Origin of the sequence: Corynebacterium sp. LK10 (assembly GCF_008042455.1) — a bacterium.
In the GTDB taxonomy this organism is placed as follows: domain Bacteria; phylum Actinomycetota; class Actinomycetes; order Mycobacteriales; family Mycobacteriaceae; genus Corynebacterium; species Corynebacterium jeikeium_D.
This window is the reverse complement of the sequence record NZ_NOVT01000022.1, coordinates 112,437-132,006: the sequence shown is the minus strand read 5'-3', so window position 1 is coordinate 132,006 and position 19,570 is coordinate 112,437. Positions and strand designations below refer to the sequence as shown.

Annotated in this window: 16 protein-coding genes; 8 read left to right on the top strand and 8 right to left on the bottom strand. The window is 58.4% G+C overall.

From position 1 onward, the window contains the following. The first annotated feature begins 17 nt into the window (after positions 1 to 17). Both CHU70_RS10020 and CHU70_RS10015 read left to right on the top strand, forming a co-directional pair. Entirely contained in the window at positions 18 to 1,226 is a 1,209-nt protein-coding gene (locus CHU70_RS10020) for a lycopene cyclase family protein (RefSeq protein WP_147719038.1), read from the top strand. Positions 1,227 to 1,324: 98 nt separating this feature from the next. Then, positions 1,325 to 2,788 (top strand): amino acid permease, encoded by a 1,464-nt coding sequence (locus CHU70_RS10015; protein ID WP_070429720.1) that lies wholly within the window; start codon positions 1,325 to 1,327, stop codon positions 2,786 to 2,788. A 404-nt stretch (positions 2,789 to 3,192) separates the two neighbouring features. On the opposite strand, the gene CHU70_RS10010 is transcribed toward CHU70_RS10015, so the two are convergent. From CHU70_RS10010 to CHU70_RS09980, 7 genes are all read right to left on the bottom strand, one after another. Beyond that, on the bottom strand, positions 3,193 to 3,657 hold the full coding sequence (locus CHU70_RS10010; protein WP_016422755.1) for a metal-sulfur cluster assembly factor: 465 nt from the start codon (positions 3,655 to 3,657) through the stop codon (positions 3,193 to 3,195). Further along, positions 3,650 to 4,165 (bottom strand): Fe-S cluster assembly sulfur transfer protein SufU, encoded by a 516-nt coding sequence (sufU, locus tag CHU70_RS10005; RefSeq protein ID WP_016422754.1) that lies wholly within the window; start codon positions 4,163 to 4,165, stop codon positions 3,650 to 3,652. Before sufU ends, CHU70_RS10010 begins: the two co-directional genes overlap by 8 nt. Positions 4,166 to 4,185: 20 nt before the next feature. Continuing rightward, entirely contained in the window at positions 4,186 to 5,439 is a 1,254-nt protein-coding gene (locus CHU70_RS10000) for a cysteine desulfurase (RefSeq protein WP_147719039.1), read from the bottom strand. After that, positions 5,432 to 6,193 carry a Fe-S cluster assembly ATPase SufC gene (sufC, locus tag CHU70_RS09995; protein ID WP_049190726.1) on the bottom strand — a complete coding sequence of 254 codons (762 nt, stop codon included), beginning with the start codon at positions 6,191 to 6,193 and terminating at the stop codon, positions 5,432 to 5,434. Before sufC ends, CHU70_RS10000 begins: the two co-directional genes overlap by 8 nt. A 92-nt stretch (positions 6,194 to 6,285) precedes the next feature. Continuing rightward, positions 6,286 to 7,476, bottom strand: a complete 1,191-nt coding sequence (sufD, locus tag CHU70_RS09990; RefSeq protein WP_048734172.1) for a Fe-S cluster assembly protein SufD — start codon at positions 7,474 to 7,476, stop codon at positions 6,286 to 6,288. A gap of 5 nt (positions 7,477 to 7,481) precedes the next feature. Beyond that, positions 7,482 to 8,948: a Fe-S cluster assembly protein SufB gene (gene sufB / locus CHU70_RS09985; RefSeq protein ID WP_016422750.1), complete on the bottom strand. Its 1,467-nt coding sequence runs from the start codon at positions 8,946 to 8,948 to the stop codon at positions 7,482 to 7,484. Further along, complete coding sequence (locus tag CHU70_RS09980) at positions 8,945 to 9,643, bottom strand: metalloregulator ArsR/SmtB family transcription factor (RefSeq protein ID WP_048734176.1); 699 nt, start codon at positions 9,641 to 9,643, stop codon at positions 8,945 to 8,947. Before CHU70_RS09980 ends, sufB begins: the two co-directional genes overlap by 4 nt. 185 nt (positions 9,644 to 9,828) lie before the next feature. Between CHU70_RS09980 and mptB the strand changes: the two genes are divergently transcribed. The 4 genes from mptB (at position 9,829) to CHU70_RS09960 (ending at position 14,472) form a co-directional block, all read left to right on the top strand. Then, a complete protein-coding gene (gene mptB, locus CHU70_RS09975; RefSeq protein WP_048734179.1) occupies positions 9,829 to 11,568 on the top strand; it encodes a polyprenol phosphomannose-dependent alpha 1,6 mannosyltransferase MptB in 1,740 nt (579 codons plus the stop codon). 25 nt (positions 11,569 to 11,593) lie between these two features. Next, positions 11,594 to 12,562, top strand: a complete 969-nt coding sequence (locus tag CHU70_RS09970; RefSeq protein WP_147719040.1) for an ABC transporter ATP-binding protein — start codon at positions 11,594 to 11,596, stop codon at positions 12,560 to 12,562. Next, positions 12,562 to 13,365, top strand: a complete 804-nt coding sequence (locus CHU70_RS09965; protein ID WP_147719041.1) for an ABC transporter permease — start codon at positions 12,562 to 12,564, stop codon at positions 13,363 to 13,365. The genes CHU70_RS09970 and CHU70_RS09965 overlap by 1 nt, the downstream gene beginning before the upstream one ends. Positions 13,366 to 13,458: 93 nt before the next feature. Further along, positions 13,459 to 14,472, top strand: a complete 1,014-nt coding sequence (locus tag CHU70_RS09960) for a heme A synthase (RefSeq protein ID WP_016422745.1) — start codon at positions 13,459 to 13,461, stop codon at positions 14,470 to 14,472. Positions 14,473 to 14,854: 382 nt separating this feature from the next. On the opposite strand, the gene CHU70_RS09955 is transcribed toward CHU70_RS09960, so the two are convergent. Continuing rightward, a complete protein-coding gene (locus CHU70_RS09955) occupies positions 14,855 to 15,769 on the bottom strand; it encodes a heme o synthase (RefSeq protein ID WP_172954651.1) in 915 nt (304 codons plus the stop codon). A gap of 289 nt (positions 15,770 to 16,058) precedes the next feature. On the opposite strand from CHU70_RS09955, the gene tkt reads away from it, so the two are divergent. Together tkt and tal are read left to right on the top strand one after the other, a co-directional pair. Then, positions 16,059 to 18,158 (top strand): transketolase, encoded by a 2,100-nt coding sequence (gene tkt, locus CHU70_RS09950; protein WP_147719042.1) that lies wholly within the window; start codon positions 16,059 to 16,061, stop codon positions 18,156 to 18,158. A 170-nt stretch (positions 18,159 to 18,328) separates the two neighbouring features. After that, the gene (gene tal / locus CHU70_RS09945; protein ID WP_070567121.1) at positions 18,329 to 19,444 is read left to right on the top strand and encodes a transaldolase; all 1,116 of its coding nucleotides are present in this window, start codon (positions 18,329 to 18,331) and stop codon (positions 19,442 to 19,444) included. Positions 19,445 to 19,570 lie beyond the last annotated feature (126 nt).

Below are 19,570 nucleotides of genomic sequence, written 5' to 3'. Positions count from 1 at the left end.
CGAGTAGCCTACCAGTTATGACTTCATTTCCCGTGACCGCCTCCGTCGTCGGCCTCGGGCCCGCCGGAAGAATCGCCGCCCACCGTGCATCCGCTCGCGGCTGGGATGTCACCGCTTATGACCCAGCCGGTGGCACACTGCCCTCGACGATTGGTCTCTGGTGCGACCAACTCCCCGACTGGTTGCCCAGCGACTTCCTTGCCGCCACTTTTCAACCCAGCGTCATTCTTGCCGACGGCACCGAACGTCAGCTCGCCCGCAACTACGGCGTTGTTAACAAGGACTGCCTGCAAAAACTGGGCGGTTTCCACATCGAACGCCGCGCGCTCACCGATTCCGAAACCACGGGTACTGACATCACAATTGTCACCACCGGGCGCACGCACGCCGCAGTCGGGCGAGGTGGGCAGGTACGGCAGCTCGCCATCGGGCACATCTTTTCGCTTGACGACGTCCCCAGCGCCCACCGCCGCGCAGTCCTCATGGACTTCACTCCGGCCGAACCGGTTGCCCCAGCGACAGAGCCGGCTAGTTTCTCCTATCGCATTTTCTTGGATGACAGGACCTTCCTCATTGAAGAGACTATCCTCGCTACTCCGACTCCTATGGTTGACGGGTATCGTGGCGAAGCCGGTGCGCCAGTCGGCAGCGGCGGTGAGGCCGATGACTCCGTACTTCTAGCGCTGTTGCGTAGACGCCAAAGTGTACGGTTGAAGTCCCTGGGGCTTTCGGAAGATCTGGCCATCGACGAAGAAGTGGTGTCCTTTCCCCTACTGGCAAACCTTCCCTCTCGCCGCGGTGACGTGACGCACAGTGGACCATCCATGGGCACTCTCTTCGGCTTTGCTGGTGGTTGGATGCATCCTGCCACTGGTTACTCGGTGGGTTCGGTTATCGAAGATGTCGACCGCTTCTTGGCCGATATGGAAAAGAAGGGAAGCCGGACGCTGGGGACGTCGTTAAGCATGCGATTGCAGCGATGGCTACGCGAACGTGGGCTCGCGGCGTTGCTGGGGTTCGATGCACGACAGACGGGTACGTTTTTCCGGGCGTTCTTTTCGTTGCCGGAGAAGGACGTTTTTGCCTATTTGATAGGGACATCCCCACTGACGACGCTTCGCGCTATGGCGAAAGTGGCCGTGCCTTTGCTGAAAATGAGTCCGCGTACGTGCGGAAAGCTCATCGCTGGGTTTGTGCGGGGACCTGGGAGATGGAGAACTCGTTGACCGGGAGCATATACATCAGCCGATTTGTGGGGTGATACCAACAATTAAAGCGGTGTGGTTTTTGCATTCACCGGAGTACAAACGCTTATGATAAATGAATGACTTCGACGCAATCTGAGGAGACTTCCTCACAAAACCATAAGCTTCAGCGCAGGCTGAGAGCTCGCCACCTGAACATGATTGCCATTGGTGGTGCCATTGGTACGGGCCTGTTTGTTGCCTCCGGTGCGACCATTTCGCAGGCCGGTCCAGGCGGTGCGCTTATCGCTTACGCTCTTATCGGCATCATGGTGTGGCTGGTTATGCAGTCTCTCGGCGAGATGGCCGCTTACCTGCCGGTGCCCGGTTCCTTCCAGGAGTACGGTCGCCGATACGTCTCAGAATCCTTCGGCTTTGCCATGGGCTGGAACTACTGGTTTAACTGGGCGATTACTGTGGCCGCAGAGCTCGTCGCTGCTGCGCTGGTGATGCGCTATTGGTTCCCGGATGTGCCTTCAATCATCTGGTCCGCGCTCTTCCTCGCGATTCTATTCGGGCTGAATGCCCTGTCCGCACGTGCATTCGGCGAGGGTGAGTTTTGGTTTGCGACCATCAAGGTCATTACCGTCATCGTCTTCCTCGTTCTTGGTGTCGGCATGATTTTCGGCATCTTGGGTGGGGCCTCCCCCGGCTTCGAAAACTGGACCACGGGCGACGCCCCATTCGTCAATGGCGGAATGGGACTGCTGGCCGTTTTCGTCGTAGCTGGCTATTCCTTCCAGGGCACCGAGATGGTTGGTGTAGCAGCAGGTGAGGCTGAAGATCCTGAGCGCACGATTCCCCGCGCGATTCGCACTATCTTCTGGCGTATCTTGCTGTTCTACATCGGTGCCATCGCTGTTATTGGTTTCCTTATTGCGTACACGGACCCGAATCTTCTGAATGCCGCCGAGGACAATATTTCCATTTCACCGTTCACCCTGGTCTTTGAACGCGCAGGTATCGCGATTGCCGCTGGCCTGATGAACGCTGTCATTCTGACTTCGGTGTTGTCCGCGGGTAACTCCGGTATGTATGTGTCCACTCGTATGCTGTTTTCCCTGGCCCGTCAGGGACACGCTCCGCGTTACTTTGGCAAGCTTTCTGGGCATGGCGTTCCGCTGCGCGCTCTGATTGCCACCGCTGTCATCGGTATGGCTGGCTTCATTACCTCATTGGTAGGCGATGGTGTGGCGTACACCTTCTTGCTGACGCTGTCTGCGCTCGCGGGCTTTATCACCTGGTTTGGTATCTCTTTCAGCCACTACCGCTTCCGCAAGTGTCTGAAAGCCCAAAATATCCCGTTGGATTCGCTTCCCTACAAGGCGAACTTTTTCCCCGCCGGTGCTGTGCTGGCACTGATTATGTGCTTCTTTGTGGTGGCAGGACAGGCACTTGATCCGATCCGTACTGGCGAGAATATCTTTGCTATCCTCACTCCGTACCTGGGTATTCCGGTATTCGTCCTGCTGTGGTTCATCCATAAGAAGGTCACGGGCTCCAAGCTCGTTGACCCGGCCACCGCAGACATGACTCGCGAATAGCTGCGAAGGGCTGTGAATAGATGCGAGTAGCTATGCATCTCGCATCTAACTCTCACAACTTGGATTAGCAGTCGAAGACAATAGCGACCCCGCTTGGCACTTTTCAGTGCCAGGTGGGGTCGTTTTTAACTCCGAGTCGGACAGCTTGAAAAAATTGCGGGGATGCTCGTGTGAATACGGGCTGCAGATGTGAAACTGTGCAAGTTTATGACGCGTTCAGGCCATTTTTTGAGCCATTTTTGACATAAATGCAGTCAGTAACTCGCATCGCCCTACCGATCCCGGCCATAAACGCAGTCAGCAACTCATAAACAAACGAAAAAGTGCCTAGCTGAACGAGCCAGGAGCTCGTCGCCAAGCACTTTTAACGTAGCGGTTCTCTAATCACCGCTGTCACTGATCATCTAGACCGAGAAGCCGAGAGCGCGCATCTGCTCGCGGCCGTCCTCAGTGATCATGTGTGGGCCCCATGCCGGAGACCAGACCCAGTTGAGGCGGAAGTCGCGGATACCCTCGACCTTCATAACCTCGGAGGCAGTCTGGTCGGTGAGCATATCGGTCAGCGGGCAGGCCGGGGACGTGAGTGTCATGAAGATAGCGGCAATGTCGCCTTCTTCAATCCAGATGTCATATACCAGGCCCAGGTCCACGACGTTGACTCCGAGTTCCGGATCAACAACCTCGTACATTGCCTCTTCAACCTGGATGGCCAGCTTGTTATCGGCTTCGGTCTGCTCCGGTGCCGGCGGGACGGTGATGGACTCGTACGCATCCCCCTCATCAATGGGAGCACCAGTAGTCATGGTGTCCTCGTCGACAGCATCAGGCTGTGCGGGCGAGGTGGCGTCATTAGCGATTGGTTCAGTCATGGCGATGGCCTTCCTCGTCATTGGTAACGGTTACAGTCGCGGTACCAACGCCGTTGCCTTCAGCAGCGTTGGCCAGGGCCTCAGCGGTTGCGGCCTGGAAAGCTTTCCATCCGAGAAGTGCGCACTTCACGCGGGCGGGGTACTTAGAAACTCCAGCGAAGGCAATCCCATCGCCGATAATGTCCTCATCGCCCTCAATCTTGCCTCGGGAGGTGACCATCTTCTCGAACTCGGCAAGCTTGGCCATGGCCTCGTCGACAGTCTTGCCGACAATCTCCTCAGCCATAACTGAGGTAGAGGCTTGCGAGATAGAACAGCCCACGGCGTCATAGGAGACGTCATTGACGACGGTGAGGTCGTCGTTCAGAGTGACGCGAAGCGTGAGTTCATCGCCACACGACGGGTTGACGTGATGCACTTCCGTATTGAAAGGCTCCCGCAAACCCGCATGCTGCGGATGCTTGTAGTGATCCAGGATAACTTCCTGGTACATCTGCTCGAGCTTCATGTCCTTCTCCTTTCTTAAAGTTACGGGGTGACACCGAAGAACTTCTGTGCATGGCGCACTGCGTCGGCAAGCGCCTGAACGTCCTCTTCCGTGTTGTAGATGTAGAAGGATGCCCGGGCGGTCGACTGGGCGTTGAGGATTTGGTGAATTGGCCACGCGCAATGGTGACCGACGCGGATGCACACGCCCTGGTCGTCTAAAACCTGGCCAAGATCGTGCGGGTGAATGCCCTCGACCTTGAAGGAGACTGCAGAGCCACGCTGTTCTGGAGTAGTCGGACCGATGATGGTCACGCCATCAATTTCCTGCAGCTTCTCCAGTGCGAGCGCGGTCAGGTGGTGCTCATGAGCAGCTACCTTATCCATACCGATGGCATCCAGGTACTTCACCGCAGCCCCCAGGCCGACGACCTGGGAGGTCATCATGGTACCCGCCTCGAAGCGCTGCGGAGGCGCCGCGAAGGTGGTCTTCTCCATGGTGACGACCTCAATCATCGAGCCACCAGTGAGGAACGGCGGCAGTGCCTCGAGCAGTTCCCGGCGACCGTAGAGCGCGCCGACCCCGTTGGGGCCGAGCATCTTGTGGCCGGAGAACGCCAGGAAGTCCACATCGAGCTCCTTGACGTCGACAGGCATATGCGGCACCGACTGGCAGGCATCGAGGACTACCAGCGCTCCGACCTCGCGAGCACGGCGCACCATTTCCTTCACATCGGTTACTGCACCGGTGACGTTTGACTGATGGGTAAAGGCCACAACTTTGGTCTTCTCGCTGAGCTCCAGCGAGTCCATATCAATGCGGCCGTCTTCAGTCACGCCATACCAACGCAGTGTCGCACCGGTGCGGCGAGCCAGCTCCTGCCACGGCACCAAGTTCGCGTGATGCTCCAGCTCGGTGACGACAATCTCGTCACCTTCGCCGACCTGGTACTGACCTGCGCGGTCGTCGCCAAGCACGAATGCCACTGTGTTCAACGCTTCGGTGGCGTTCTTGGTGAAGACCAGCTCGTCATAGTCGGCGCCGATGAAGCCAGCGATGGCTTCGCGGGCATCTTCGTAGGCGTCCGTGGCCTCCTCAGCAATCTCGTAGGCACCGCGGTGCACCGGTGCATTGTGGTGGGTTAGGAACTCCACCTCAGCATCGATGACTTGCTTGGGGCGCTGCGAGGTCGCTCCGGAGTCCAGGTAGACCAGCCGCTTTCCGTCACGGACAGTGCGCGACAGAATCGGAAAGTCCTCGCGGAGTGATGGGGTGAGTAGTTCGGCGTTAGGCATTGATGTACTTCTCGTAGCCGTGCTCTTCCAGCTCGTCTGCAAGCTCCGGGCCACCGGAGGTGATGAAGCGACCATCGTGGAAGACGTGGACGAAGTCCGGCTTCACGTAGTTCAGGATGCGCTGGTAGTGAGTAATGATCAGAATGCCGCCGTCGTTTTCGTCCTGGTAGCGGTTAATGCCGTCAGAGACAACGCGCAGAGCGTCGACGTCCAGGCCGGAGTCGGTCTCGTCCAGGATGGCGAACTTCGGCTTCAGCAGGTCGAGCTGCAGAATCTCGTGACGCTTCTTCTCGCCACCGGAGAAGCCCTCGTTGACGGAGCGCTCGGAGAACGACGAATCGATCTCCAGGTCAGCCATTGCCTCACGGACCTCCTTGACCCAGTGACGCAGCTTCGGTGCCTCGCCACGGACAGCGGTCGCTGCAGAGCGCAGGAAGTTGGACATGGACACGCCGGTGACCTCGACCGGGTACTGCATTGCCAGGAAGAGGCCAGCGCGAGCACGCTCGTCGACGCTCATCTCCAGCACGTTTTCGCCGTCGAGGAGAATCTCGCCCTCGGTGACTTCGTAACGCGGGTGACCTGCGATGGTGTAGCTCAGGGTGGACTTACCAGAGCCGTTCGGCCCCATCACAGCGTGGGTTTCGCCGGATTTAATCGTCAGGTTGACGCCCTTCAAAATCTCCTTGGGCTCGGCGGACTCGTCGGTCGGCAGCACCTGCGCGTGGAGGTTACGGATTTCCAAAGTGCTCATAGTGAAATCTTTTCCTTTAATCGGTGTAAGTGGCCTGTCCCCCGGCACTTCCGGGGTGACAGGACGGAAAGGGTGAGAAAGAAGATAAGCGGTTAGAAGCCAGCGGTGTTGAGCTCTTCGTCAACGAGCTTTTCAAGCTTCTCGCGAACGGACTCGACCGGAATCAGGTTGATGACCTCGCTGAAGAAGCCGCGAACCACCAGACGGCGAGCGGCCAGCTCCGGAATACCACGCGAGAGCAGGTAGAAGAGCTGTTCCTCGTCGAAGCGGCCGACGGTGGCAGCGTGACCAGCACCGGCAATCTCACCGGTTTCAATCTCCAGGTTCGGAACTGCGTCGGCACGCGCGCCCTCGGTGAGCAGCAGGTTGCGGTTGAGCTCGTAGGTGTCGGTGCCAGTAGCTTCTGCACGAATGAGCACGTCTCCCACCCACGCGGTGCGGGCCTCACGATGAGCGACATTCGGCTCGCCCTGCAGCGCGCCCTTGTACATCACGTTGGAGCGGCAGTTCGGCACAGCGTGGTCGACCAGCATGCGGTTTTCAAAGTACTGACCGGCATCGGCGAAGTACACGCCCAGCAGATCGACGTCGCCGCCGGGTGCCGTGAAAGCAACGCGCGGAACGATACGGACAACCTCGCCGCCAAACGTTGCGACAGTGTGGCGCAGCGTAGCATCCCGGCCGACACGAACGTGGTGCGCCGAACCATGAACGGCATCTTCGTTCCAGTTCACCATGGTCACGACGCCCAGCTTGGCGCCGTCGCCGATTACGAACTCGATGTTGTCCGCGAACGTGCCACTGCCTCGGTAGTTAATGACGCAGACGGCCTCGGCATGGGACTGCACGTCAATGACAATGTGGCCGTAGGACACCTTGTCCTCGCCCGGACCATCGATGTCGATGACGACAGGCTCCTTGGACACCGAGTTCTTCGCGAAGGTCACGATGTGCGCATCGTCGAAGTTGGAGTACGCCTGTGCTGCCACGCGGTCCGTTGGGGCGCCGGCGCGACCAAGACGCTCGTCGGCACGCTTGACGACGTCCACAGCGACGCCATCCTGACCAGCAGTCTCGACCGAAATTGAGGCTGCAACCGGCTCTGCTGCGGTGCCGTTGTGGAGACCGCGGAGCTTACGCAGCGGCGTGAACTTCCACTCTTCATCCTTGCCATGCGGCACGGCGAAGTCCTCCACGTTGAAGGATGAGAAAACGTCGCCCTTGTTCGCCAGCACGCGACGGCTATGAGCAGCCTGGTTTTCGTTGTTAATCGTCGTAGTCATTGGTATTAACCGACCGAACCTTCCATCTGCAGTTCAATGAGGCGGTTGAGCTCGAGGGCGTATTCCATCGGGAGCTCCTTGGCGATGGGCTCGACAAAGCCGCGCACGACCATGGCCATTGCATCTTCTTCTTCGATGCCGCGACTCATCAGGTAGAAAAGCTGATCGTCAGAGACCTTGGAAACCGTTGCCTCGTGGCCGAGGGTGACGTCGTCCTCGCGGACATCCACGTATGGGTACGTGTCCGAACGTGAAATCGTGTCCACCAGGAGTGCGTCACACTCGACGTTGGAGTGCGAGTGCTTGGCACCCTTGTTGACCTGCACCAGACCGCGGTAGGCAGCGCGGCCACCGTTGCGGGCCACGGACTTGGACACGATGTTGGAGCTCGTGTGCGGAGCCATGTGCACCATCTTGGCGCCGGTGTCCTGGAACTGGCCCTCGCCAGCCATAGCCACGGACAGCACCTCGCCCTTGGCATGCGGACCGGTCATCCACACTGCCGGGTACTTCATGGTGACCTTGGAACCGATGTTGCCGTCAATCCACTCCATGGTTGCGCCCTCTTCGCACTTGGTGCGCTTGGTAACCAGGTTGTAGACGTTGTTCGACCAGTTCTGGATCGTGGTGTAGCGGCAGCGGCCACCCTTCTTCACGATGATCTCCACAACAGCCGAGTGCAGCGAGTCGGACTTGTAAATCGGAGCGGTACAGCCCTCGACGTAGTGCACGTAGGCATCTTCGTCGACAATAATGAGCGTGCGCTCGAACTGTCCCATGTTTTCCGTGTTGATACGGAAGTATGCCTGCAGCGGGATGTCCACGTGGACGCCCTTCGGCACGTAAATGAAGGAGCCGCCGGACCAGACTGCGGTGTTAAGAGCGGAGAACTTGTTGTCACCGGACGGAATGACGGTGCCGAAGTACTCCTTAAACAGCTCCGGGTGCTCCTTGAGAGCGGTGTCGGTGTCCAGGAAGATAACGCCCTGGGCCTCCAGATCCTCGCGAATCTGGTGGTAGACAACCTCAGACTCGTACTGAGCGGCGACACCTGCGACCAGGCGCTGCTTCTCAGCCTCCGGAATGCCGAGCTTGTCGTAGGTGTTCTTAATATCCTCCGGCAGGTCTTCCCAGGTCTGGGCCTGCTTCTCGGTGGAGCGAACGAAGTACTTAATGTTGTCGAAGTCGATGCCCGACAGATCCGCGCCCCAGGTGGGCAGCGGCTTGCGGTCGAAGATTTCCAAAGCCTTCAAGCGACGTTCAAGCATCCACTCCGGCTCGTTCTTCTTAGCCGAAATATCGCGAACGACCGCTTCAGACAGGCCACGCTTCGCGGAAGCGCCAGCGGTATCCGGGTCGTGCCAACCGAACTGGTAGGCACCAATGGACTCGATAATCTCTTCGTCAGTCTGCGGAGTGGCAGCCTTCGTGGATTCAGCCACGTCGGTGGAGTTCTCATGGGCGAGGGTCATTCTCCGCTCCTTTCTTGTGGCGATTCAGTAAGTGTCTTTGTTACGGGAGTGAGTGGGATATTCGTAGTGCAGATACCGTTTCCATCAGCGATAGTCGCCAACGGTTGGGTGTGCTGACCTAATAATTTACTAACGGCTTCATGCTCCGCCGCGCAGAGCTCCGGAAACTCGGAGGCTACGTGGCTAATTGGGCAATGGTGCTGGCAAATTTGCACGCCGCCAGTGTTCTGGTTGATAGTTGCCGCGTACCCGGCCCGTCGGAAAGCATCGACGACGGCCTCTACGACCTCTTCCTTCTCTGCGTCCTGCCCCACTGGGGTGACGCCGAGCAGAATGTCATCAATGCGCTGACGGGCAAACTGGGCAACTGCCTGCTCACCACCGGCCTTGCGCAGTGCGGTCAGAGCTGCACTGGCAAGATCGTCGTAAGCGTGCCCGAATCTAGCGCGGCCCCGATCTGTCAGGCGATAGGACTTTGCTGGCCTGCCTCGGCCCCGGGGGCCGGTGCTGGGTGCCGGAGCGGTTTCGGCAAGACCTTCGTCCACCAGAATGTCAATATGACGGCGGACGCCTGCAGCGGATAGTCCCAGGGTGTCTGCGATAAAAGTCGCGGACGCCGGGTTGTGTTCCAGAAGCAATTGGAGAATGCGCTTGCGCGTATCACCATCATTGACTGTCGGCTTCCGATCTGCCATGACTGGTGAGTCACCTCCTGCGATTGGACTGCTGGATAATAATGGGTGTCTAGGTGGCTCAGCGAGGCAAGTATCCCACTTGCGCCGCTGGTGTATTAGACAACATAATTGTGTCGTAATTGGGCCACAATGTCCAACGCATTTAAATATCAATGCAACGTCGCTGATTAGAACGCCCTTTCGGCGTGTCGAATCGTCTACTATGTGACTTTGTGAAAACTAACCGACCTACCCCGCGCCGCTCGTCCGCCTTCGACGACGCTCTCGGGGTGCGTGACGCCATTCCGAAAATTGGTCTGGCCGGTTCTAGGTCGGCAACCCTCCACCAGGGCTCAGAACAGCCGCTCCAACACCGCATCAATTACCGCGAACTCAGACGCTTCACCTGGCTGCGTTGGCTGGGTGCTCTCGGTGCGATCTTTATTATGGTCGCTGGGATTGGCGCAGGCGCGACACCGGTGGTTGGAAATGAGTTTTGGGGTACACCACTTGGGCTAATCCTCGGTCGAATGTTGGTGGCAACGACAATCGTCACCTTCGTGGGCATTGGCATGTTAGTCACAGCCTGGTTGGGTGTCGGCGCTTTCGTTCTGGCCGGTGCGCGGACTCGCGTCACCGCAGTGACTACTCCGATGCTCATACGCACCTACGCGGCATGGGTATTGCCCTTGATGTTTACCGCTCCCCTGTTTACGCAGGATATCTATTCCTATTTGGCGCAGGCTGCAATTGTGGAGCGGGGTATGGATCCCTACCTCGCAGGACCTGTTGACCTATTGGGAGCCAACGACCCACTTGCCCGATCGGTGCCATTGATTTGGTCGCACTCGCCGAGCCCATACGGTCCCACGGCCCTCGCAGTGGCATGGGGTATCGCCAAGATAACCAGCGACGGGGTCATCGCTTCCGTCTTTCTGCATCGACTTGTCGCCATTGTTTCGCTTCTCGTGGTGTCCTGGGCGCTGGTGCAGCTTGGTCGCCGCTGCGGCGTTAGCTCTCAGTTCACCCTCTGGCTGGGCACGCTCAATCCGTTGGTATTGCTGCACCTGGTGGGCGGTATCCACAATGAGGCCCTGCTGCTGGCTCTCCTGCTCGTTGGTCTCGAACTGTGTCTGCGAGCTATCCACGGCCCTGCGCAATCGATGGTGCCCGATGAGCTGCCAGAACCCGGACCGATCGGACACGAGAACCAAAGCCGAGGTAGATCGTGGGCGCTGTATGCAGGCGGTATCGTGCTCATCAGCCTTGCCGGAATGGTCAAAGTCACCGGTTTCGTGGCGCTCGGCTTTGCCGGCATGTGGCTGGCCCGAAAGTTTGGCAGCACTTGGAAGGCCGTTGCTCTTTCCGCGGTAGTGACGGGCGCAATAACCGTCGTCACGGCAGTCGTTGTTTCCTTAGGAACTGGTCTGGGCTTTGGTTGGATCACCGCGCAGGGTGGCGCCGCAACGGTGCGCAGTTGGATGTCGTTGACTACCCTGCTCGGGATCATCGCTGGTTTCTTCGGCAGGCTTCTGGGGCTCGGCGATATCAGCGACAGTGCTTTGCTGTTTACCCGCGGCATTGGCGTAGTGCTGGTGGCTGCCTGGCTCCTGCGCATGCTGTTAGCGACGTTCCGTGGGCGCATTCACCCGCTCGGCGGCTACGGCCTCGCGATGTTCGCTCTAGTAATCCTCTTCCCCGTCGTGCACCCCTGGTACCTGCTATGGGCCATCGTGCCCCTGTCCGCTTGGGCCAACCGGGTACAATTTCGCATTGCCGTGGTTCTGTACTCGGCAATTTTCAGTTTTGTAGTACTACCACGCGGCCTGGGGTTGCCTCCGGGCACCGTCGCTCAGATTTACCTACTGGCGTTGGTATTCTTCGTCGCAGTCATGTTCGTCATCTTGGCGTACTCGACGCGATCTAAGGTATTTCGCCTTCATTAAAACTGTGAGATTAGACTGACTAACCGTGAATAACGCTGCCAATTCTCCTGCTCTGCGCCTTGAGAACGTAACGAAGAAATTCGATGACGTTGAGGCTGTATCAGACCTTTCGCTTTCCCTGGATCGAGGTAGGGTTCTTGCGCTCCTCGGCCCCAACGGCGCTGGTAAGACCACAACCGTTGAAATGTGTGAGGGCTTCATCAAGCCGGATGAAGGGCGAATTCGCATTCTCGATCTCGACCCGGTCACTCAAACCACAGCACTGCGCAGCCGCATTGGCATCATGCTCCAGGGCGGAGGTGCCTACCCCGGTGTTCGCGTTGGCGAAATGCTGAACCTCGTTGCCAGTTACTCCGCAAACCCGCTGGACACTGATTGGCTCCTTGAAATCGTTGGCCTAGAACGCCATCGTAAGACGAACTACCGCAGGCTCTCTGGCGGTCAGCAGCAGCGACTGTCGCTCGCATGTGCCCTGGTCGGACGTCCGGAGCTTGTGTTCCTCGACGAGCCGACAGCAGGCCTCGATGCTCAGTCCCGTCTAGCCGTCTGGGATCTCATCTCGTCGCTGCGCCGGGATGGGGTCACCGTAGTCCTGACAACGCATCTGATGGACGAGGCCGAATCGCTTGCCGACGACGTTGCGATTATCGACCGAGGCCATTTAGTTGTGGCCGGCACCACCGAGGAAATCACTAGCGCAGGCGCATCGGCGCTCCATGGGACGTCGTCAAGCACTGCTATGAAGGTCAGCGTTCGAGGCAGCCTTGACTTCGAAGAGGTCAACCGCAGCTTTAGCGAGTCTGGTCTTTCGCAGCGTCTGCAGCGTTCTGGCGGTGGAGAGTTCTCACTGATTGGTGAGGCTTCACCGCGCGCCTTGACTGTATTGGCGCAGAGTTGCGAGCGACAAGAGGTGTTGATCACCTCGTTGAATAAGGCGACGCAATCGCTTGAAGATGTCTTCTTGCAGATCACTGGAACGGAGATGAGGAGCTAATGACTACCGCACCGAGGTCTGATGCCTCCCGCTTTGCTAAGGGCACTTTCGCCCCGGAGCCGCAGCGTTCCGACATGGCGACGTTGGTCATGTCGCAGGCGTGGTTGGAGACGAAGCTCTTCTGGCGGCACGGTGAGCAAATGCTCCTCACCATCATTATCCCGTTGGCGATGCTCATCGGACTGGTGATGGTGCCTGTGTTGGAACTCGATGATCCGCTCGAGCGCATCTTCCCCATGGTGCTGGCGATTTCCGTCATGTCTGCAGGTTTTACGGGGCAGGCAATTGCCGTGGGCTTTGACCGTCGTTACGGAGCCCTGAAGCGCATCGGTGCCTCAGGCGTGCCACCGTGGGGCATTATTGCAGGCAAGATTGTGTCGGTCTGCACTACTGTCACGTTGCAATACATACTGTTCAGCCTCGTGGGGCTCGCTCTTGGCGCAGAGCTCTCGATTGGCGGCTGGCTATTGGCTTATGTGGGGATGCTTCTGGGAACGTTCGTTTTTACTTCATTGGGCTTGCTCATGGGCGGCACGTTGGGGGCCGAGCTAATCCTAGGTCTCGCCAACCTGATCTGGTTCCTCCTTATTGGTGCTACTACTTATGTGGCCGTCGCACCGTCGCTAGATGGCATCAGCTCTGTACTGCTGCACCTCTTGCCGTCCGTCGCGCTTACCGACGTGATCTCCGCGGCATTGGCCATGTCCGTCCATTGGTCAGCTGTCGGGGTGCTACTTGTGTGGGGCGTCCTTGTCGCTGCATTCGCGGCCCGCTGGTTCCGTTTTGATATGCCGAATGACTAGGAATCTGTCGGGGAATCTGCATAGAAAAGCGCAGCCCAACGCAGGGGTTTCGCTTATTACCATTTTCCGCCAGCATGGGTAGAATTTCTTAATGTGAATACTGCAGATCGAAGTTTGCCCCTATCGTTTTTGCCGCTGACACCAATCGGGCGCCAGAAGCTCTATGCCCTGCTGGTTTTGATTGCGCAGGCGGCAATTGCGGTAACCGGTTCTATCGTCCGTGTTACTGGTTCAGGTCTCGGTTGTGCTTCGTGGCCTGAATGTCACCCAGGCAGCTTCGTTCCTGTCGCGGGGGAAGCAGAAATGCTCCATCAGATTATTGAGTTTGGCAACCGGCTGCTCACCTTTGTGCTGGTTGCGCTGACACTTCTGCTCTTCCTTTCGGTTATGCGTGTCGGTCGCCGTCAGGAAATCAAGTTGCTGGCTTTCCTCAACGGTCTCGGCGTTATCGTCCAGGCTGTTATCGGCGGTATCTCCGTTTGGGTTGACCTGAAGTGGTACGCCGTAGCGCTGCACTTCCTGCCTTCGATGATTCTGGTCTGGCTCGCTGGCATGCTTTTCGTCAAGATTTCTGAGCCTGACGACGGCACTGCTACCCGCATGTACCCGCGCTATCTGCGCTATCTGGCTGCCGCCTCCGGCTTGGCCCTGACGATGACGCTGATTACCGGAACTATGGTCACCGGTGCCGGACCACACGCTGGAGATGCTTCGGTGCTCCCGGAGGATCGCCTCCAGCTACCGATTGTTGACCTGGCGCATATCCACGCTGGTTTTATGTACCTCTACCTTGGCCTGGTTATCGGCCTCATTTTCGGTCTGCTGGCCTCGGAAGCCTTTGCACCTGTGCGTAAGGTTGCCATCGCACTCGTTGTGTTCATTTTGGCTCAGGGCGTAGTTGGAATGATTCAGTATTGGTCCGGTGTACCGGAGGCATTGGTGCCGGTTCACGTTGCCGGATCTGGTATCTGCACCGCTTTGACTGCAGTACTTTTCCAGCACGGTTACCGCACTGTCGGTGGGAGCGCAGAAGTCACTGGCTCGCTTGAAGGCGATGCGGCTGCCGCCACTGTTGCTTCGGAGAAGAACGTCGAGGTTACCGCGTAGCTAGCTGCCGGTCAGCGGCTGTATTAACCACTGTGGTTACCGGCTGTTGATTCCTGCTTGAACCGCCTAAACACGCGCTTTGGTTGTGCGTGTTTAGGCGGTTCTGCTGTCTGCTCGGCTCCGTGTGCTCGGATGTGCGTTTCCCAGTGGCTAGCGGGCTGCGCGGGCGGTGCGGGCTGCGCGGGCGGTGCAAGGGGGCGGTCTGCCCACCTATCGATCCGAGTTACTGACTATGTTTATGACAGAAATCGCGCGAAAAATGGCCTGAAAGTGTCATAAACTCGCACAGTTTCACATTTGCAGCCCGTGCCCATCTCCACACACAAAAAGAGGCCCTTCCCGCAACCGGAAAGGGCCTCTTCAAAGGAGCTCAGCAGCTGCCCTAGAACATGCTCGAAATTGTCTGCAATCCGAGTACGGCATCGAGAGAAAGCGCCACACAGACGATAGACAAGTAGTTGTTCGACATGAAGAACAGCTTCATCGGCTTGATCTTGCCACCGGTCTTAACGTGGCGGTGCAGGTCAATGGCGCCCCACAGGAACCAGGCACCAGCGCCAACGGCGCCAATCAGATAGATCCAACCCGCGTACGGAACCAACAGCAGAGTGGTAATCACGGTCGCGGCGGTGTAGTAAATAATGCGCTTGGAAACGACGATTGCCGGCTTGACCACTGGCATCATCGGCACGCCAGCGGCCTTGTAGTCCTCCTTGTAGCGCAGGCCCAATGCCCAGGTGTGCGGCGGAGTCCAGAAGAAGATAAGCAGGAACAGGATGAATGCCTGCCACCAGTGAGCCAGCCCCGTAATCTCCGGGTTGTTGTCAGTGATCACGGCCCAGCCGACCATCACCGGCATACAACCCGCAGCGCCACCCCAAATTACGTTCTGATCAGTACGGCGCTTCAGCCACAACGTGTAGACGAAGATGTAGAAGGCAATCGTAATCAGAATGAAAACGGCGGCCAGCAGCGAGTTACACAGCAACCACAGCCATAGGAACGACGCAATCATCAAGACAGTGCCGAAAATCGCTGCCGCTCGACGGCTAACCTGGTTGCGCGCGAGCGGGCGACGGCGAGTACGGCGCATCTTCTGGTCAATGTCGTAATCCATGACCATGTTGAAGGTGTGCGCAGCTGCGGCACCCAACCAACCACCGAACAAGGTGAGAAGAATCAGTCCAACGTGAACATGACCGCGATCAGCCTGAAGCATTGCGGGAATGGCCGCGACGAGCAGGAGCTCGATAATTCTTGGCTTAGTCAGTGCAATATACGCCTTGACTGTTTCCAACAAAGCAATGTCCCTTTCACGCGCCATAAACAAACCCCCCGTTTACAGATAGTCGGATGTAACGGTCGGAAAGTTCCCGACGAGTTTTTCCGCAAAATTAAATGAGGGGCAGGCAATCAGTTTACCGGTAATCATAACGGTTCCAATAATGACCGTCGTAAAGCATGTGCGGCGCGCCCTCTGAGACTTATCTCTCAGCTATTCGGCCCGGTTTGAACCCGGAGCGCGCAATCCTAGTTAGTATGGAGGAGAATTTTACTAATCCATTTGGATACTAGGAGTCATTCACGTGACACTGTCGACTGAGCATGAAGCACGGGTTGTGCGCAACTACCCCTCGGACTGGTCTGACTTTGATACGAAGGCCGTTGATACGGCCCGTGTGCTGGCCGCAGACGCCGTTGAAAAGGCAGGTTCGGGGCACCCCGGCACTGCGATGAGCCTCGCACCGCTGGCTTACTCTCTTTACCAGCGCGTTATGCGCCATGACCCGAAGGATACGAAGTGGATCGGCCGTGACCGTTTCATTCTCTCCTGTGGTCACACCTCTCTGACGCAGTACGTCCAGCTGTACCTCGGCGGTTTTGGCCTGGAGCTCGATGACCTGAAGGCGCTGCGTACGTGGGACGCTCTCACCCCGGGTCACCCGGAGTACGGCCACACTGACGGCGTGGAAATCACCACTGGCCCGCTGGGTCAGGGGCTGGCGTCGGCTGTCGGTTTTGCCATGGCTTCGCGACGGGAACGTGGGCTGTTCGACCCGGAAGCTGCTCCGGGTGAGTCTCCGTTCGATCACTACGTGTACGTCATCGCTTCTGATGGTGACGTTCAGGAGGGTGTCACTGCCGAGGCCGGCTCGCTGGCCGGCACTCAGCAGCTGGGCAACCTGATTGTCTTCTGGGATGACAACGGCATCTCCATCGAGGACGACACCACCATTGCTTTCACCGAGAATGTCGCGGACCGCTACCGTGCTTATGGCTGGCAGGTCATTGAGGTTGACGGCGGCGAGGACGTCGCGGCACTCGAGGCTGCTGTCGAGGAGGCCAAGAAGGATACGGAGCGTCCGACCTTCATTCGCGTTCGTACTGTGATCGCTTACCCGGCTCCGACGAAGATGAACACCGGCGCATCGCACGGTGCTGCTCTTGGTGGCGAGGAGATTGTCGGCATCAAGGAAGCTCTCGGCTTCGATACCGACAAGAGCTTTGACGTCGCTGACGAGGTCATTGAGCACACTCGCAAGCTAGTTGAGCGCGGTGCTGAGGCTCATGCACAGTGGCAGGTCAAGTTCGACGAGTGGGCTGCGGCTAACCCGGAGCGCAAGGCTCTGCTGGACCGTCTGACCGCTGGCGAGCTGCCGGAGGGCTTCGACGCTGAGCTGCCGACTTGGGAGCCGGACGAGAAGGGTGTTGCCACCCGTAAGGCTTCTGAGGCTGCGCTGCAGGCACTGGGCAAGACCCTGCCGGAGCTGTGGGGTGGCTCGGCTGACCTGGCTGGCTCCAACAACACCGTCCTGAAGGGCGAGCCGTCTTTCGGTCCGAAGTCCATCACCACCGGCACCTGGACCACTGACCCGTACGGCCGCAACCTGCACTTCGGTATTCGTGAGCACGCTATGGGCTCGATCCTCAACGGCATTCTGCTCCACGGTGGTACCCGTCCGTACGGCGGCACCTTCCTTATCTTCTCGGACTACATGCGTCCGGCTGTCCGCCTGGCATCGCTGATGGGCATCTCCCCTATTTATGTCTGGACCCACGACTCCATTGGTCTGGGCGAAGACGGTCCGACGCACCAGCCTGTTGAGCAGCTGGCTTCGCTGCGCGCTATCCCGGGTGTGTCCACTGTCCGCCCGGCTGACGCTAACGAGACCGCTCAGGCTTGGGCCGCTGTTCTTCAGGGAGAGGCAGGCCCGAAGGCTCTGGCTCTGACCCGCCAGAACGTTCCGGTCCTGGAAGGTACCAAGGAGAAGGCCGCTGAGGGCGTCCGTCGTGGTGCGTACGTGCTTGTCGACGGTGCCAAGGAGACCCCGGACGTCATCCTGATGGCTACCGGTTCGGAAGTTCACCTCGCTGTCGAAGCTGCTGACAAGCTGGCTGAGGAAGGCGTCAGCGCCCGCGTTGTCTCCGTTCCGTGTCTTGACTGGTTCGAGCAGCAGGACGATGCCTACCGCGAGCAGGTTCTGCCGAAGTCCGTCCGCGCTCGTGTCTCGGTTGAGGCCGGTATTGCAATGCCGTGGTACCGCCACCTGGGTGATGCTGGTCGCGCTGTCTCCCTGGAGCACTTCGGTGCATCGGCTCCGTACAAGGAGCTGTTCGAGAAGTTCGGCATCACAGCAGAGGCTGTTGTCGATGCCGCCAAGGAGTCCATCGAGGCTGCTAAGTAAGTTTGTTAAAACCTGGCGCTATCGGCCGCTGTCGGGACGGGATTTGTGAAAACCGTACCGCGCTCCGGTAGCGCCAGTATTGTTTGTGACGCACAGTAGTTTAAGGACATACAACTTTTAGCGAAGTCTTTAGGCAACGAAGCGGTATTGACAGAAAGGCGTTAAACACTATGGGAAGCACCACGATGGAAGCGCTCGCCAAGGTAGGGACTTCGGCGTGGCTCGACGATCTTTCGCGCCAGCGCCTCACCTCGGGCGATTTGAAAAATCTGATTGAAGAGCTTCGGGTTGTCGGTGTCACTACTAACCCGGCAATCTTCTCTTCGGCGATGACCGCCGGTGAGGATTACGACTCTCAGCTGGCGCAGCTCACTGCAGAGGGTGCGAACTCGGCAGATGCTGTGTTCGCGATGGCAATCGACGACGTCCGCGATGCCTGTGACCTTTTCGCTGGTGTATCCGAAGAAACCGACGGTGTCGATGGCCGTGTGTCCATCGAGGTCGATCCTCGCTACGCCGACAACTACGAGGCCACGATTGCGCAGGCCCGTAAGCTCTGGGAGCGCGTCGGCAAGCAGAACGCGATGATTAAGATTCCGGCGACCGATGCTTCCCTGCCGGCTGTCACCCAGGCTCTGTCCGAGGGAATCTCGGTAAACGTCACCCTGATTTTCTCGGTGGAGCGTTACCTGCAGGTCATTGATGCGTTCATCGAGGGCATTGAGCGTGCGAAGGACAACGGCGTGGACCTGGCTTCGGTCCACTCTGTTGCGTCGCTGTTTGTTTCCCGCGTTGACACCGAAATCGATGCTCGCCTGGACAAGATCGGCTCCGAGGAGGCCCTGGCTCTGCGCGGCAAGGCTGGTCTGGCCAATGCCCGTGCAGCTTACGCCAAGTTCGAGGAGACTTTCTCGGCGCAGAATATTCGCTGGGCACAGCTGGAAAACGCCGGTGCTAAGCCGCAGCGCCTGCTGTGGGCTTCGACCGGTGTGAAGAACCCGGCTTACCCGGACACCCTCTACGTCACTGAGCTGGCTGCACCGCAGACTGTGAATACCATGCCGGAGAAGACGCTGCGTGCTGCCGCGGGCTTCGAGGGCGAGGTTCGCGACGCCGTCAGCGGCCAGGGTGACGCAGCCAATGCCGTTATGACTCAGCTCAGCGAGATTGGCATCGACCTCGATGACGTCTTCGCTGTCCTGGAGCGCGAGGGCGTGGAGAAGTTCGTGGACTCCTGGCAGTCCTTGCTCGAGTCGATTGCACAGCGCATGGAGCAGCTGAAGTAAGCCTGCTGATTATCTAGGTGCCTGTTGGTAGTGGCTGCGTTTCTGGCTGGCGCCAGCAGGTCGCCTGGCGATCCGAGTTACTGACTGCGGTTATGTCAAAAACGGCCCGAAAAATAGCCTGAAGGT